This window comes from Paraburkholderia sp. BR14320 (assembly GCF_040948665.1).
Lineage (GTDB): Bacteria > Pseudomonadota > Gammaproteobacteria > Burkholderiales > Burkholderiaceae > Paraburkholderia > Paraburkholderia youngii.
The window spans coordinates 14,539-30,430 of sequence record NZ_JBFPKG010000023.1 but is presented as its reverse complement, the minus strand read 5'-3'; the positions used below and the strand labels follow the sequence as shown (position 1 = coordinate 30,430).

16 protein-coding genes are annotated in these 15,892 nt (G+C 58.9%); 7 read left to right on the top strand and 9 right to left on the bottom strand.

Annotation, left to right across the window (positions count from 1 at the left end; genetic code table 11):
- Positions 1 to 124: 124 nt before the first annotated feature.
- From AB3X89_RS21280 to AB3X89_RS21270, 3 genes are all read right to left on the bottom strand, one after another.
- A complete protein-coding gene (locus AB3X89_RS21280) occupies positions 125 to 634 on the bottom strand; it encodes a hypothetical protein (protein WP_368585018.1) in 510 nt (169 codons plus the stop codon).
- Between the two features lie 202 nt (positions 635 to 836).
- A complete protein-coding gene (locus AB3X89_RS21275; protein WP_368585017.1) occupies positions 837 to 1,109 on the bottom strand; it encodes a hypothetical protein in 273 nt (90 codons plus the stop codon).
- Positions 1,110 to 2,292: 1,183 nt separating this feature from the next.
- Entirely contained in the window at positions 2,293 to 2,586 is a 294-nt protein-coding gene (locus AB3X89_RS21270) for a hypothetical protein (RefSeq protein WP_368585016.1), read from the bottom strand.
- A gap of 595 nt (positions 2,587 to 3,181) precedes the next feature.
- Here AB3X89_RS21270 and AB3X89_RS21265 point away from each other — a divergent pair.
- Entirely contained in the window at positions 3,182 to 4,330 is a 1,149-nt protein-coding gene (locus AB3X89_RS21265; RefSeq protein ID WP_368585015.1) for a prolyl oligopeptidase family serine peptidase, read from the top strand.
- Positions 4,331 to 4,971: 641 nt separating this feature from the next.
- Here AB3X89_RS21265 and AB3X89_RS21260 read toward each other — a convergent pair.
- Both AB3X89_RS21260 and AB3X89_RS21255 read right to left on the bottom strand, forming a co-directional pair.
- A complete protein-coding gene (locus AB3X89_RS21260; protein WP_176123685.1) occupies positions 4,972 to 5,196 on the bottom strand; it encodes a hypothetical protein in 225 nt (74 codons plus the stop codon).
- 275 nt (positions 5,197 to 5,471) lie between these two features.
- Positions 5,472 to 5,675, bottom strand: a complete 204-nt coding sequence (locus tag AB3X89_RS21255) for a cold-shock protein (protein ID WP_176106399.1) — start codon at positions 5,673 to 5,675, stop codon at positions 5,472 to 5,474.
- Between the two features lie 374 nt (positions 5,676 to 6,049).
- On the opposite strand from AB3X89_RS21255, the gene AB3X89_RS21250 reads away from it, so the two are divergent.
- From AB3X89_RS21250 to AB3X89_RS21240, 3 genes are all read left to right on the top strand, one after another.
- Positions 6,050 to 6,754, top strand: coding sequence for a hypothetical protein (locus AB3X89_RS21250; RefSeq protein ID WP_368585090.1), 705 nt, complete (start codon positions 6,050 to 6,052; stop codon positions 6,752 to 6,754).
- 230 nt (positions 6,755 to 6,984) lie between these two features.
- Positions 6,985 to 7,401: a CopG family transcriptional regulator gene (locus AB3X89_RS21245; RefSeq protein WP_368585014.1), complete on the top strand. Its 417-nt coding sequence runs from the start codon at positions 6,985 to 6,987 to the stop codon at positions 7,399 to 7,401.
- 33 nt (positions 7,402 to 7,434) lie between these two features.
- Positions 7,435 to 8,538, top strand: coding sequence for a PHB depolymerase family esterase (locus tag AB3X89_RS21240; protein ID WP_368585013.1), 1,104 nt, complete (start codon positions 7,435 to 7,437; stop codon positions 8,536 to 8,538).
- Between the two features lie 595 nt (positions 8,539 to 9,133).
- On the opposite strand, the gene AB3X89_RS21235 is transcribed toward AB3X89_RS21240, so the two are convergent.
- Entirely contained in the window at positions 9,134 to 9,877 is a 744-nt protein-coding gene (locus AB3X89_RS21235) for a hypothetical protein (RefSeq protein ID WP_368585012.1), read from the bottom strand.
- Positions 9,878 to 10,001: 124 nt separating this feature from the next.
- Positions 10,002 to 11,000: a LysR family transcriptional regulator gene (locus AB3X89_RS21230; RefSeq protein WP_368585011.1), complete on the bottom strand. Its 999-nt coding sequence runs from the start codon at positions 10,998 to 11,000 to the stop codon at positions 10,002 to 10,004.
- Between the two features lie 92 nt (positions 11,001 to 11,092).
- Between AB3X89_RS21230 and AB3X89_RS21225 the strand changes: the two genes are divergently transcribed.
- On the top strand, positions 11,093 to 12,514 hold the full coding sequence (locus tag AB3X89_RS21225; RefSeq protein ID WP_368585010.1) for a carboxymuconolactone decarboxylase family protein: 1,422 nt from the start codon (positions 11,093 to 11,095) through the stop codon (positions 12,512 to 12,514).
- Positions 12,515 to 12,596: 82 nt separating this feature from the next.
- Here the strand turns inward: AB3X89_RS21225 and AB3X89_RS21220 are convergent, their stop codons facing one another.
- Positions 12,597 to 13,403 carry a hypothetical protein gene (locus AB3X89_RS21220; RefSeq protein WP_368585009.1) on the bottom strand — a complete coding sequence of 269 codons (807 nt, stop codon included), beginning with the start codon at positions 13,401 to 13,403 and terminating at the stop codon, positions 12,597 to 12,599.
- A gap of 104 nt (positions 13,404 to 13,507) precedes the next feature.
- Positions 13,508 to 13,963: a hypothetical protein gene (locus AB3X89_RS21215; protein ID WP_368585008.1), complete on the bottom strand. Its 456-nt coding sequence runs from the start codon at positions 13,961 to 13,963 to the stop codon at positions 13,508 to 13,510.
- A gap of 504 nt (positions 13,964 to 14,467) precedes the next feature.
- Between AB3X89_RS21215 and AB3X89_RS21210 the strand changes: the two genes are divergently transcribed.
- Together AB3X89_RS21210 and AB3X89_RS21205 are read left to right on the top strand one after the other, a co-directional pair.
- A complete protein-coding gene (locus AB3X89_RS21210) occupies positions 14,468 to 14,917 on the top strand; it encodes a RidA family protein (RefSeq protein WP_368585007.1) in 450 nt (149 codons plus the stop codon).
- Between the two features lie 462 nt (positions 14,918 to 15,379).
- On the top strand, positions 15,380 to 15,844 hold the full coding sequence (locus AB3X89_RS21205) for a hypothetical protein (RefSeq protein WP_368585006.1): 465 nt from the start codon (positions 15,380 to 15,382) through the stop codon (positions 15,842 to 15,844).
- Positions 15,845 to 15,892: the final 48 nt, after the last annotated feature.

The following is a 15,892-nucleotide window of genomic DNA, read 5'->3' as shown; positions in this document are numbered from 1 at the left end:
ATGCTCGAGCTTTCTCTGGGGCCCAAAGAAGCCGGTCACAGGCATGCTGACTGAGACAAACTTCTCGCGAGCCGGGCGTGCGAATACACGCGATCCGGAAGTTGATAAATTGCGAGGGCGAGATTCACGGAATGCGATAGTGGCCAGTTTTCTTGCCGATGTAGTTATAGCTGCCTTTGTCGGCGGGCAGGAACGCGACCAGTTCCCAATCCAACTGTCCTTCTAGTCCCTTGTACTTCCCGGTGCCCGACGCGAGGGTTCCTTTGCCGGCCGCTCTAGGGCCCGGCTTGATGATGGATTCGACAAACTTATCTCCGTCCTTGTCCGTGTAAATGCAGTAGCCATTCGATGCGCCCTTGGAATAGCCGACGGTGATGCATTTGGCTGAAACGCTCTGGAACAGGGGCACGGAAGGATTGCTTGGGACGAGAATGGTGTCCTCGAAAAACATGACGGCGTCGTCGCCCTCCATGGGCATGCTCTTCGTGACCGAGCCAACGCCGTAGTATGTGGCTTCGAAACTGCCTTGTTTCGGTATGCCCTGAGCGCTCACGAGCGTCGGGACGCACATGCCGCAGACGATGGCATTGGCTACGATGGTCTGAGAAAAGTTGAAAGTCGTTTTTACATTCATGATGTCACCCTCTCAATGAATGCCGGCTATCCCGCGAGAGAGCCGTGGGAAAGTTCGCTCCAGCTCTACTGGAATAGCCTATCCCGGTATCCGCGGCACCCGGCCGGCGCGCATCCAATTTGGGATTCCTATGCCGGCAGTCGATCGGCCGGATCCGCAGCCTCGAAAAACGGATTGGCGTCTACAGCCCGCGCGGCCAGCATCATTTGGCGCCTTCGTACAGGCCCCGGATGCGCTTAGCTTCGCCATTGCGTTCCGAGTCAAGGAGCTCGCGATAGACCTGATCGCGGGTTTTGCCGATGGGAGCACCCGTTGCGGTCTGCGGCGCGGGAGATCCGCCGACTGCCTGCAGCGCGTTCTGGTCGACGGGCTGTGGCGGACGGATCGGGTTTTGGGTTTGCGCGTGAGCGGCCGCGCCGACGAACGCGAAGGCGACGGCCGCGGCGACGGTCGCCGCGATTCTGGTCTGTTTCATTTCACTTCTCCGGGATAGCGGATCCGTATGGCGGCCGCGGCTCGGCTGCCCGGCCCACCGGTCGGGGCGCGTGTTGCCGATCCGTCATACGTGAACGGTTTCTATTGCCATAGAGACCACTGGGGCTGGTTAGCCCGGTGCGCAAAGGAGGGCGCACATTTAATACCGCAAATCACCTTCCTATGAATCAGGACATTCTGGGCGTCCGGCACTCCCATTTAGGAGGGATGTGATAGGAGGCGGCCATGACGCTCGGGAGCGTACGCTGGGCTGGCACACAGATCGTCGATATCGACAATCGAACAGTTGTGAAGCCCGTTGCAACGAATCGCGCCTGATAGCGGAATACGCGACTTCGTTGGCAACACCAGCATAGGTAGGGCGGCATCGGATTGCACGACGGTATGCCGAATAAATGCCGAAAATTCTCCGAAAGATTTGACCACTGCGGCGTCAGGAGCCGTTGCTGGATCCTGGCAGCACGACGAGTTGCGTCGCCTGAAGGTGCGCAACATTCATGCGCGCGGGGCTACATCTGCGCGTGGACGGTCGGGTGGACAAGACATGCTATTTGCGGCTTCGCCCGGATCGAACGGCCGTTCGCAGGCGCGCAGCCGTCGCCTGAACGTCTGAACATCAGTAACGGCGAATTGCGCTTCGTGCCCGATCACCGCCCGACGCTGATGTCGCTTCTCGACCCGGAGCGGTCGGCCAATGCGTCCGATAGCGGACATTGGATTTGGAGTTTGTTCATCGCTCCCGGTCTATTTCGATAGTCGCAAAAGATCACGCCACTTCAGCCATGCAATGAATCGGCCTGCCAATCCACCGAAAGAAAAGCTAATGAAACAAATGAGAGGTGCGTTTAGATCCCAGTCAGAAAATAGCGTTTTTAGCAAAACTACTGCGAGTACCAAGGCGGAAATGGCGCCCGCGAGCCCATAAATATATGAATCAACCCTCCTAGCCCCTTTTATGTACGCAGCCGAGTGGCCTGTAGCTTCGTAGATAAGTGTCGTCCCGCATTGGAAACACTTTACGCTAGTAGCGAGGTTTTGAGAGTTGCAAGCCGGACACAGCATTTAGTTTCCCCTTATTTTGATTTCGCCTTGTCGCGCAATTGTCGGCGATGCAGGCTCCCGCGTCGACCGCCCGTTCCTGGCCGCTCTGACGCATGGTTGGATCAGTTCGTTACCAACAGGAGTTTCGCCAGCGAGCAGACGCGTAGTACGAGCACCGCTCGTGCAAGAACCATCCAGATACGACGCTCGACGTTCGGTGCGCACAACCAGGCCGCTCGTATCCACGCAAAGAACGCCAGCAGATAAAAGATGAGTGCCCCGAAATACAGCGGAGTCGGAACATTTGGTGTCAGAAGCACAGCTAGCAGGGGGATCAGCAGCAGGTTAAGTGGCACGCCGATCAGCCACCACACTTTCCACAAGGGTTCTTCTCCCGTCCAAGCTCGTTTAAACATTTTTGATTTTTCCGTTTCACTGCTGCCTTTTATCGTGACTCGTATCCGCGATTGAGGATGGTACCGCGGGCGGCGCCGGTTAAGTCACAACTGAAGAGAGAGCCGCCCCCGAGAATCTTGGAGGCTTGATTGGTTTAGGTTGATAACGGCACGCTAGTGCAGAGCTTGAGTCGGACCGTCCGGGATTATCAGCAATCTCGGAATCAACGTCGAACGTCCGAAATTGGGCCGACTGCGGCCCCATGCGATGGCAGTGACCGCCACCCGCGCGACTAAAGCCGAATGGCATGCTCGCCGAAGATGTCCATCAACGCCCGGGCGTTTCGCTGTCCTCGGCGTAGCAGCTTGAATCCCACCTCGACAAATGAAACCGGTTGCGTTAATGGAGCGTGCGGTTAGAACCGACGTTCCAAGATTGACGTGCTGCGGGAGCGTTTTTTGCTGCGCTGGATCTCGTCGGGCGCATCGTACGCGGCAAACATGCGTGCTTTGTCGATCACTAGTGTTAGCGAGCTTTTGGCGGAAGGCGAAACCGCGCCCAGTTCGACAGTCGGAGTGATGCACTTGTGTAAGTTGCCCCGCCGAGGAGACGACAATGACAACGAAGGCTTTAGGCCGGCGGTTAGCGCCGGCGTTTGCACTAGCGATCGGCCTTGCCGGGTGTGGCGGCAGTGGCGATTCGGCCGGAACATCGGCACAGGAGAAGGCGGTAGCCGGCTCCGCGGCTCTAACCTCGGACAGTGCGTCGGCCCCTTCCGCAATCGTCAAGCTGCAGCGCTACAAAATTGATCCGGCGAAAGTCTTCGTTGCAGGTATCTCCTCAGGCGGTTTCGCGGCAGTGCAGATGCACGTTGCTCACTCGTCTACCTTCAAAGGAGCCGCTGTGTACGCTGGCGGGGTGTATTGGTGTGCAGGCGCCGGAGGAGCCGCTACAGCTTTGGCAAACTGTGGCGGCGAGACTCTTCCGACGAATCAGGCGTCGTATAACAGCACGCTGGTGCCATCCGAAGCGTACCTTGACGCGCAATCGTCCCTCGGGACCATCGACCCGGCGACGAATCTGCGTGGACAGCCGGTCTATCTGTGGTCCGGCACGCTGGACGAGGTCGTCAATCCACGTGAGATGGCCGACCTGAACTCGGAATACGCACATTACGGAGCGAATGTTCATTTTGACAATACATTTCCCGCCGAGCACGGCTGGGAATCGCCTGACGGCGAACTTGCGTGCGGCACTCTCGGGAGTCCCTACATGGTGCGCTGTTCGGCCAATGGCGAAGTCTACGATTCAGTCAAGACGTGGTTGACGATGTTCCTCGGCCCATTGAAACCGCGCGAAAACGGAGCGCTGAAGGGTACGCTGTCTTCATTCGATCAAACGGAGTTCGGGGCGTCCGAAAACGTTTCGATGAGTTCGACAGGCAGCGTTTTTGTTCCGCAAGCCTGCGCGAAGGGTGAAACGTGTGGATTCGTGCTCGCTCTGCACGGCTGTCTGCAGGAGGCATCACTGATCGGCAACCGCTGGGTCACCGAGGCCGGCATCAACGAATGGGCCGACACGAACAAGCTTGTGGTCGTGTATCCCGACACGTTCGCGTCGTCTGCGCCGGGGCCGACCAACCCGAACGCATGCTTCGACTGGTGGGGCTACTCCAATCAATACGACCCGAACTACGCGCTCAAGAGCGGCTTGCAGATGTCCGTGCTCTACGGGATGGTGCAACGCGTGACTGGCCGACCGTAGGGTCGTCCTGGCACGGCCCGACCCGGGCGCCGATGGCCGCCGACAACACTATCAACGGAGCGGATTTCGGTTTATTTCAGTCCACCGTCAGCTGGACCGTTTTCACTAGTGAAAGTCTGGGTGGCCTAAAACCACGAGAGCCGCGCATCACCACGCTCGCTGGCGATCAACTACACACGCCCTTCCTGGCCGAATCCGGGCCGACGGCGAATGCACCAAACCGACCCGAAGCCCTCTATCGATCGCAGAAAATCGCGTGCCGGTATGCGAACCCAACCGGCCAATCGGCCAGGGTCAGAAGGAAGCCCCATACGGAGGTTAGCGGGATGCCCGGCGCCTTAGCATGCCTGCCCGGAAAATTCCAGGCAATACCGCTTTTTTGGCGGCAACGACCGTTTGCTCTACTTGCGCAGTCGTGCCACTGCCGCAGCCTTTTTGCGCTTGCGTTCGGTGGTAGGTTTTTTCACGGGCCGAGCCCCGCCATCTTCCAGGCCACTATCGGCGGGCCAGAAGGACGGTGGGCCGATAGCCGCGCGTGCCGACGACGTGCCGCTCTAAAACCTGCGCGATGTTCGAGCGCCTTTGGTTGCACCGCCCTGGCGCTTCGAATGCGCTGGATGTTTCGAACTGTCGAGTCGCCCTTAACCGCGGGTGTCGACCCAATTGCGTGCCCATTGGCTGGAGTACTGCAACGCCTGTTCTTCACTCGTGAAGTAGTCGAGTGAATAGAACCAGTAGCGGCCTTCGGCTCGGGCGTTATCGAGGCGTTCGAGCAACAGGTTGGATGAGAAGTTACCGTCGGGCAAACGATGCGCCGAGGATTGGACGGCATAGCCGTTGTATTGTTGAACTTGTTTGTTTTGCATTTTAATTTTAATGATATTGGAGTGCGCACGTACCGTACGAAAGGGCACGGGTGCGTTGACCCAAAGCCACTCGAGCCGATTCATCAAGCAGTCGAAAGGCGAAAGATGGCGTTGAGGCCTGAGGAGAGAATGAGGCGCAACAAGACGTATGGCGCTCGCTAAGCTGCCGAATCAGCAGATGCAGCTAACGGCGATCGCGCTAACTTTGGGAGACAAAAACTCCGCGAGGGTGTCGCTGCAACCCGGCGTTCGTCGAATGCCGGGTCCTTCAAACTTTACAACGGCTTGATGTTAGCCGCTTGCGGACCCTTGGGGCCTTGCTTCGTTTCGAAGCTCACCTTCTGATTTTCAGCCAGCGTCTTGAAGCCGTCGGCCCGGATCTCGGAGAAATGAGCGAACAGGTCGTCGCCGCCCTTGTCCGGGGTAATGAAGCCAAAGCCTTTGCTGTCGTTAAACCATTTAACGGTACCGGTTTCCATGAAGAATCCTTGAGAAAAAATGAATACTTGCTCTGTCAAAGAGCGCTTGAAGCTTCAAGGAGGGAGAGGACAACGAATACCGCTGAGGAGCGAGCAATTGATGAACAGCAATCGAACTTCTTGAACTTCGAACGGCACAGTACCCGCCAGGCGGGTCAGAGTCAACACTTATCTTGTAACCATTTCAGCAGGCGGGCCGCGCTGCTGACGAAGCGATGCGACATCTGGCTGTTTCCAAAGGGGCAGCCGACGCTGGAATGACTTGGCTACGTGACCAGGTGATGAACGCTTCATCGCCGATTTTTACCGGGATGACCAGGCTGAATCACTACAATGCCTCGACGAACTCCCTTCGACAGCATGAAATGAGAAATATGCTGACTTCCTTTTTCTGGAGCGGCGACGCCATCCGCAGTCGACGCGTAAGTGACATCGTTTTATGGACCACGCTCGATGTACCGTCACCCCCTGCGCCCGTCGTGGCAGATTGGCAAAGAGAGATATCGACGCGACTCGCTCTGGAACCTGGGGATGTCGAGGCAATGCCTTTGGCGCGCACGCAAGTGCGCTGGCCGGCCTACAAGCGCTGCGTGCAAGCCATGTCCGATTGGACGTGCGCCCTGGGACTGCCCGCGGTGCTCGCCGATAGTGACATGGCGCTGATGGCCTGTCGTGGCGCGAGATATCACCATGATGGTGAGCAATATGGCAGTGCCGCGTTTTGCAATCTGTTCCTGAGCGAAGACAAGGGCCTGGACTTGCGGTTTCCCGCTACGGGTCAATGCATTCCCCTCAAGCGCGGAACAGCCGTCATTTTCGATACGGGCCAGCCCCATGGCGTGATTCAGCGTGGCGCCGAGAGTTTCTCTGCGGCCGACTTCGCGCCGGACCAGGACTTCACCCAGATTTTCTTAACGTGGGAGCTTCCGATCGAAGACGCCAATGTCGGGCAAGCACTCAAGGTGATCTTCGACATCGACCGCCCGTCGTCGCAGCGATTAGAGGAGGAGCAAGTCTGGATGAACGGCGCACCAGCCGCCGTGTGCCCGGAATCCGGTTGCTGGCACCGCGCTGGCTGATTATCGGCGTAAGGCCCTGGGACCGTGGCACTGGAACACGAAGTACACGACTCGCAATCCATCTCGTCCTCGCGTCGCCTCGACGCACACCGAGATCGCCTGTTACCTCCCTGCCCGCGTCTTTCTGCCGATAGACCGCACACGGGCCAATCGCAGCGATCAGCGTTGACGCCCTCTTGAAAATCATCCTATAACCATCCATGTGGATGATGACTGGAGGGTTTATGCATATGGCAAAAGAAGTGCCGGATCGCTCACGAGGTAGCGGGACCGAAAAAATTACGATCAATCTTGGTCCAGTCGATCTGGGGCAAATCGATTTGCTCGTCGAAGAGGGCTTTTACTCGAACCGCACGGATCTGATCCGTACGGCCATCCGCAATCAGCTGTCGATTCATGCTCCTGCCGTCAAGGAAACCGTAACCCGCCGTGAGCTTGTACTGGGTCTCCAGCATTTCTCGAAACAAGACCTTGAGGCAGCGTGCGCGGCCAGTCAGCGACTCAGAATTCAGGTGCTGGGACTGGCGAGCATTGCCACGGACGTCTCACCCGACCTTGCGCTGGCAGCGATCGAATCGATTCTGGTTCGAGGCGCGCTCCATGCCTCACCGGCGGTCAAGGCCGCGCTAGCGGATCGGATCCGCTGACATCCCTGACTCCTCCCCGCTATCGGAACAAACATGAAACTTAACGAAGGCTTTCTGGACTCGATGAAAGAGGCGTTCGCACTCTTTCGCAGCAACGACCCGGCTGCGGCCGCGGAGATTGTCAAGCGCGCCATGCGCGGCGAGCCGACGGACGTGGCAACCGTGCATGCTGACTCGCATGACAAACCGACGACAACGCGCTTCGCCGACCGCCTGCAACCCCGGCATCGCGCCCATACGACGCAAACCGAACCGGACGTGCAGGATTGCGGGCACTTCAGCATGCGGCTCTACGTCAACGCCGCGGGCCAGCGTAATTACAAGATCTACGTCCCCAGTCAATACGGCAGTGATTCCCTGCCCCTCATCGTCATGCTGCACGGTTGCACGCAGGACGCTGACGATTTCGCAGCCGGCACGCGGATGAACGCCCTTGCCGAAACGCACGGTTTTATCGTCGCTTATCCGACCCAGCCGCAACGCGCAAATACCTCGAAATGCTGGAACTGGTTTAGGCCTGCCGATCAGCTGCGCGACCACGGCGAGCCGTCGCTGATCGCGGGCATCACGCGCGAAGTCATGGCGAATTACGACGTCGATCCGAAACGCGTCTTCGTTGCTGGTCTTTCGGCCGGCGGCGCGATGGCGGCGATCGTCGCGCAAGCCTATCCCGATCTGTACGCAGCTGCGGGCGTTCATTCGGGCCTACCCGTCGGATGCGCGCACGACTTGCCGTCCGCGCTCGCGGCGATGCGCGGCGGCAAAGCCCGGTCCAAAGCGCGGAAACCTGGCGGAGCGGACATTCACGACACGCAGGCGTCTCAATGCCCGCTCATCGTTTTTCACGGCGACGCGGATGCGACCGTGCATCCTGCCAACGCCGACGGATTGGTACACGGATTCTTCTCAAGTGATCCGATAGCCGCTCGCCCGTCGGGCGCTAATGGGCAGGCGCGCAAGCATACGGTCCGGCACATGACGTCACGAGCCGGGGTACATGCGGAACTATGGATCATCCACGGCGCGCCTCATGCGTGGGCCGGAGGCTCTTCAAGCGGGAGCTATACCGATCCATCCGGCCCCGACGCCAGTGCGGAGATGGTGCGATTTTTTCTCGAGCATCCTCGTCGTCAGTAAGCGTCCAGCGCGCCGCGCTGCTGTATCCGGTGCAAGGAGGGCGCGCAACGGAGGCGCCGGTTGCCATGCTCCTTTCCCGAACGCGCCTGCCAACCAATCTTGCGATCATTGCCGTCGAACTGGCAATCGGTCTGGCGCTCCTTGTCGGTTGAGCGAAGGGGCTTATTCGCGGTGTTGAAGGCGTGTCGCGGGTGCTCGGTGTGTCTGCCCTCCTGTTGTCACCCATCATCATGCGAAGAAGGCACAAACGGAGCAGTCACTTCGTGCGACGAACCATCGGTTGTGTTGATCGATCGGAGGGCCGGTTACGGGGCGGAGCCGACGCACGAATGTCCGATCGAAAACGCAGGTGAACGGCGGTTCGTGGCCGATTGTGTTGAAAAAGTCGCTGCGTGGCTTTTTCAATTCTCTCGCAGGAAAAATCGACCTCTCAGATCGGCCTACAAACCGCTCGCGAACTTTGGTCAATGGTAAGGTTCAGCCATGAAACGTCATTCAACATCTACATGAAGATCGTTGACATCCCTCATGTTTATATCGCCACATGATCCGTTGACTAATGCGCCACCTGCGAGAGTGGTGTTCGGTTGCGTGCCTACTGGGACGGAGGAAGACACTCGTGCAACGGCGGCGCACTTCCGTTGAGGCGCAGAGCAAGGAATCTGGCCGTTCCGGTCGGGGCGCCGACCTTGACCGTCGAACCGGTTCTGTTGTTAGCGACCTGGCTCTTGCAGAAGCGGAAGTACGAATTGTCGCAAGGATATGGGCCGGCGATCTGGAAGCCGACGGGGGAGCCCGGGGTCACACTGATCGGACATGCGCAGATGATGTCCGCGCGGTCGAGCGGCTCGTTGAACCCGGGGAACGAGGTGCCCTTGCTGCTGGTGAAGCACATGCCGCCGTCGCATTGCGCGTAGCCGCCGTCGGACCCCGCTGGACAGTTATAGAGCGCCTGATCGCCCTGCGGCGCGACAACAGACTCCGGCACGCTGAACGTGCTCACCATGTACCCATTGTCGGCGCCATTGGCGTTTATCGAGCAGACGTCCTCGCCATCGACCCGAAGGGGCAAGCTGATGCTGTCGCCTTTTTTGACGTCGCATTGGCAATAGGCCACCTGGTTCACCACCGTGCAACTCGCGGTCGCGCAGAGTGCATACGTCTGTCCCTTGCAGATCTTGAAGAATCCCGGGGAAGCCGCGCCGGCAGGCATCCCGGGCGGAGGCATGCTCGCGGAGGGCGCAGGCGCGACCGCGTTCCCCCCGCAGCCGGTCAGTGTGTCGAGCACCCCGCCCAACATCATCGCTACGACGAGAAAGTTCACGAGCTTGGGTGCCATGATCCCCTCCTGCTGTCCGAAGCGGCGGTACGGACAAGTATGGCCTGTGATACGCATCGCGTCGGACATTGTGTCTGCACCGCGCGCGCCAGATCCTGGCGTCAGGACCAAGGTGGGAGCGCGCTTACTTCAATTTGATTTGGAAGCGTGGCAGGGTTTCTCGGGCGGGGCGGGGTGGGCTAGGCGGCCCTGTGGAGCTGCTGCAGGGCTGCATGCCCGGAGGCACCAACGCCGTCTTGCGCCGCGCGATGCGTAACAACGCATCCAACTCTGATGCGTGTTGCGCATCCCTGTAGGCGAGGCCAAATCCGATCCAGAATTCCCTTTCCTTGAGTGGCCTGAAAGTCGCACCGGCGCGCCGCATCGTCGTCATCGACTTAGGTATGAAGCCGATGCCCTGTCCGTTTGCCACTTCGGCCAGCAGAAGATGGTGATCCGCGGGTTCCGTCAGTCTTCGGCTCGGCGCATGTCCGAGCTTCGCGAACACTTCTTCGTAGTAGTCGAAAAATCCGGGATTTGTTCGCCGCTGCGGCCAGAACACCGGTTGGTCATTCAACTGCGCGATCGACAGGACTTTGTGCCGCGCGAGCGGATGCCGTGCAGGGATTACCGCGACCAGCGGCTCTTTGTGCAGCGGTTCCACCACCAGTTCCCCTGTTGCGCTGGGCAGTCCGATCAACGCGACATCGAGCGCGCCACGCCGCAGGCGCCGGATGAGTTCGACGGAAGTGGCCGCAACGAAGACCAGCGACCCGCCAGGAACCGCTTTCCTGAAGGCGGGCTCGAGGGAAGGAAAGACCTCCGGGTCGAAGATCTTGGTATAACCGACCCTGAGCTGCCGGGGCCCTTCCTTTGAATGCCGTCGTGCGGTTTCGATCGCCTCTGAGGCTTGAAGGAGCGTCTTCCTGGCCCCCTTCAGGAATGCGCGGCCCGCCGTGGTGAGTTCCGCGCCCGCCGAACCGCGATTGAGCAGCGTCACCCCAAGTTCGCTCTCGAGCTGTTTGATCTGGCGGCTTAGAGGCGGCTGTGACATGTGGAGTCGTTCGGCCGCGGCGCGAAACGTGCCTTCCTCGGCCACGGAGACGAAGCACTCCAGCTGGCGTAGATCGATTCGTAGTCTCATGCAGAAAAGGTATCACGAATTTGGTCTTGGCCTGTTGCATCTTCCTGCCCGTATGCTTCATTCCGCTGACTTCGAGAAGGAGCAAATCAGACATGGATACGTGCAAGCGCAGAGGCACTCTGCAGAGGATCACAGCAGCCAGAAAGCTGGCAGCAGCCGCTTTCGCGCCGATTAAAGCGGGGCGACAAATCACCGATGGCAAAACACAGATGAATGGATCTACGGCTCAGACAGGCATGACGGCCCTCCAGGGCGCGTCCGCTGGCGAAACCAGTGCAGAACGTTTTACCCGGGGTATCGAGGTGCTGAAGAGGATCGGTGGCGCGGGCTACGATATCCCTGTTAACCGTCTGGCGGAGGTTGCCCCGGATTTGGCACGATTCACGGTTGAATTTGCCTATGGAGACATCCTGTCGCGGCCGGGGCTGGACTTGTGCCTTCGCCAGATCGCCACCGTTGCCGCGCTGATGGCCCATGGCAGCGTGCAACCGCAACTGAAATATCACATGACCGGCTTCCTCAATGCGGGCGGCGAGCCCGCGGAACTGGTCGAAATGCTGTTCCTGGCGATTGCCATCCTAGGGTTTCCGGTCTCGATCAACGCAGTAGGTATCGTTCGCGAGATCTTTCGGGAGCGCGGTCTGGCTTTCGATCCGATCGCCCCGGCGTCCGACGATGGCACTGCGCGATATCAGCGGGGTCTCGAGGTACTCGACGGCTTGATGGCCAATCCGGAGGAGTACGTGGAAAAGCTGGAAAGCACTTCACCCGAACTCGCCCGCTGGTCCGTCGAGTTCGTGTTCGGTGAGATCTTCGTTCGAGAAGGACTCGATCCGAAGGCAAGACAGATCGCGAGCATCTCGATGCTCGCAGCAGCCGGCAATCGCAGCGATCTGCTCCGCCTTCATATCGAAGCCGGGCTCGAGTCGGGCCTGTCGCGCACCGAGATCACCGAAGCCCTGATGCAACTGGCCGTGTATGCCGGGTTCCCGAGCGCTCTCAATGCCTTTGGGGTTGCGGACGCCGTCTTCACCAAGCCGGCGCAGAAAGAGACGGAAGGGGCAGGCGGCCGGGTAAGCGCGAATGCAATCGTCTCCGAAACTCGGAAGGCTCGCAGCGAACGCGGACTGGCGACGCTCGCCAGCACTTCTGCCCAGGCGGGCGAGGCCGTGGTCAACAGCTTCAACGACCTGGCACCGGATATCGGCCGCGCGATCGTCGAGCACTCCTACGGCGACATCTTTAGCCGTGCCGGGCTCGACGCGAAGACGCGCGAGCTTGCCGCATGCTCGGCGCTCGCCGCGGTGGGAAGCAAAGCGACGGAGACGCCGCTGCGGGTCCATGCGAATGCGGCGCTGACGGCGGGCGCGACGCAGGCGGAAATCGTCGAAACGCTGCTAAACGTCCTTCCCTATCGCGGATATCCCGCAGTCGAGGAAAGCATGCGTGTCGTCGGCGAGGAATTCAGCAAGCGAAGCGATCACGCCCAAAAAGTAGCGGGAGAACGGCAATGAATGCCACACGCTTTCGGACATGCGGCCGGCCCGACCCTTGAGAGAGGTTGTGTCGAAAAGCAATCCGTAGTTCTTTACTTCTTCACTTCGACAGATGCAGCTTCTTCGATAGCACGATACCCCGCTGCGGGCTCACCAGCCAGATGGCGTGAATGTTGGTGTAAAGGGTCGAGGTTCTTTTTGTGATGTCTGTGGGCTCGTCGTTGCTGGGATCGCTATGTTCGCGTCGGTCGGTCAGGTAAGGTGGCGTCATGCTACATATCAGCACAATCGCGAAGTCTCCATTCGCTTCGTGGAACGCCGTCTGCGACAGTGTCACGCGTCCGTGAACCCTGGTTTTGCTCCGTTCGCCCGACTTGAGCTCAATCACATCGATATGTTGGATGTACCCCTTGGCCTTCGCCTCTGGCGCCACCACAAGCCCTCGACCGCGTTGTCCAGTGACGGTTTTCTTGAGTAGGATCGCTCCCGGATTGTTGTCATCGGATAGATCTATGTCCACCGTCAACAGGTGCGTCTTTGACTGATATCGTATTCCGTAGGGCGCCGGTACGACGAAAGCCAGGTCGCGCTCGAGACTGGCTTTCGGCGAATCGAGTCCGCCTGGCGCCTTATGGACAGGGACGTGGATCAGGTTCCTGATGCGATCGCTCAACGAAGGCGAGTTGGTATTGAAGCTCTGGCCCGCCAAAGCGTCCCTGATAGCAACCGGGTCGTCGCCGACGAAAGGGCGAGTCGACAGGACATCTGCAGAGGCAGAAATTTCAGGCTCAGTCGCATTGGGAACAGCGGCAGAGTCTGCCGACGTCCCGGCGTGCGCCAGCAGCGACATGCAAACCAGGGCGCAAGCGGCGTTGGTACGGACCAGCATAGTTTTAAGATCAGCCACGACAAACCCCTCCAGGATCAAGGCAGTCTATCGCAAAGCCTTGCGTGGTCAACTCGACCGCGCGACAGCGAGACCCAAAGCCGAGTCGCGGATAGAGCGCGAGCTTATCGTCGATGAGTTGGGGAGAAATCTCGTCCATCCTGAGCCCCATGACGTCGACATGAGCGCCGAAGTGGACGAGCGCGACTTCCGGCTCCCTGCGATCGACTATCAGCGGCTGAGTGAAGGGCGATGGCGTCCCAAACGATGCCGATTGTCGTCTCCGGATAGTCGTGGGCATGCAGAAACCTGCTCGCGGCGTCGGCGCCATCGACTTCGGAGCGCTTGTCCGCAGCATGATCCTCTGACAGACCCAGGCCGTGAAGCAGCGATGCGATATAAACAAGTTCGCGATCGTACTTCATTTGCCGCCTCTTGCGGGTGAACTCCGCGAACCACCATTTGCTGTGGACATGATTGAGCAGCGGCCCCGAATGACCCTGCCAGGCGAGGACCGCCGCTTTGCGGGCGAGCTCGGAATCCGGTGCGAATCGTGCCTCCGATAGTGACAGGGGGGTCATTAGCCCTTCCTCGAATGATTACTGGTCTCGCGAATCATGTTGTTGTCGCAATGCATCAGGAGGCTCAGTCTTCTGACGGACGCATCGACACTTCGTCGTGTCTACACCGTTCAGTTGCTCGAACCTCCGTTGCGCGGCCTCGAGATTCCGATCTACCAACAGATTCGTATCAGCTAGATGTGTGAGGGACCGCTGCTGTCTTTCGAGCCGACATTTGAGTGGGCCATCGGCGCGCGCGAGCGAACGACTGAAAATTGGCCGGAAGTACCTACTCGGCTACTTCGTCCGAACGCGGCCATTGAAGATTTCTGCGTCAGTTCGGGAGTAAGCTGGCCGAACCGGTGCTCTCGGCCAGAATGAGACGTTCGGTGCAATGCCACGTTTTTCGTTGGCGCAGCGTTTACATCAACGTTTAGATCATTAGTAAAGGAAAATTTGCCATAAGTATTCTCGCAACATTGGGCGACAATCGAGCGACTCAAACCGACCAAGGGATTGAATCGAATGAGCGCTGACGAGAAGCTTGACGCGTTGACTGAAGGCTATGACGGTGTTAGCGCCCCAGCTGCAAACTATAGGAATGTGACTCGATGGGGCGACTTGCTGTTCCTATCTGGGAAATCTTCTCGGAGAGTTGTGGACGGCAAGCTGGGTGTCGATATCACCTTGGACGAGGGAAAACGCATCGCCCGAGAGGTTGCGCTGGAGTTGCTTCTTGTCTTGCGCGAAGAGCTAGGCTCGCTGAACCGTATAGGGCAATTCATCGAGCTCCAAGGATTCATCAATGCATCGGATGACTTCAAAGGGCACGCCCAGGTTATCGATGGTGCATCCGACCTCCTGGTGGAAGTTTTGGGGCCCGCGGGCGTTCATTCTCGTTCCGTTCTTGGTGCTGTTTCGCTGCGCGGTGGACAGCCAGTCATCTTGCGCGCAGTCGTAGGAATAGGCCGGTAAGACAGCTCTCCCGGCAACACCAGGCGCTTCCGCTTCGACAAGCGTCCGTTAATCCGTCGATTCAGCGAAATCGCGAAGCGCGCGATCAAGGGTTTCCCATCGGAGTCGGGTCGGTTATTTCCGCGCGCCGAACGCCAGCGCGCCAAAGAACGATCTACCACTCGATATGCAAAGGACCTACCCCTACAAAGGCTTCGAAATAATCGTTGACCTTGAACTCGTGTGGGAGGCGTCAGGCAGCGCTGTGCTGTCGCCTCCGACCGGCTTTGTCGCAATCGTGTCTATCGAAGGGAAGGGGTTGCCGGCTTCGCTGGGATCTCCGATCCGCCTGATGAAAGATACCCAGAACCCGTTCGGAACGGAAGCGACTGCACTCATGACGGGCTGTAGCGCGGGTCAGCGGGTCATAGACGATATGCTCCTGCGGGAATATTCGTCTCCTGCAAGGGAATGATCGTCAGCATGCAGGAGGACGCCCGCTTCGGGCTGATATCGAGTTCGGCCCGTCTCGGACGGTCGGCCGCCAGGCATTTGGCTGCTGGGTCGCTGAAAATCGGTTCTTTGCTAGCATGGCAGTCCATATCGAACTCAAGGACGCAGCCATTACCTTCTGACATGACTAAAGAAGCGCTTCACACGTTCCTGACCGCCTATTTCGACCTGGTCATTGATCCCTCCGAACGGGGCAGTGCCCGCTCGTACTTTCTCGGAAAGGTGGTATGGCACCCATCGGCGACCACGCGAATCCTTCATGTTCAATACGGTGCCAACGATCGCGTCAGTCGTATCAAGCTTTGTATCTCGTCGGACAACAATAACAGCGTGTTTGTGCGGTTGCCGATGAACTGGTCAGAACTCGGCCATGCCGTAGCCGATGAGATTTCGCTGCATGCGCCGCAAAGGCCGGAGAGCGGAATCGCCGACTGACCGCTTCGCATCCGCTCGCAGCTAATCAGACATTCGCGGCTGGCGAAG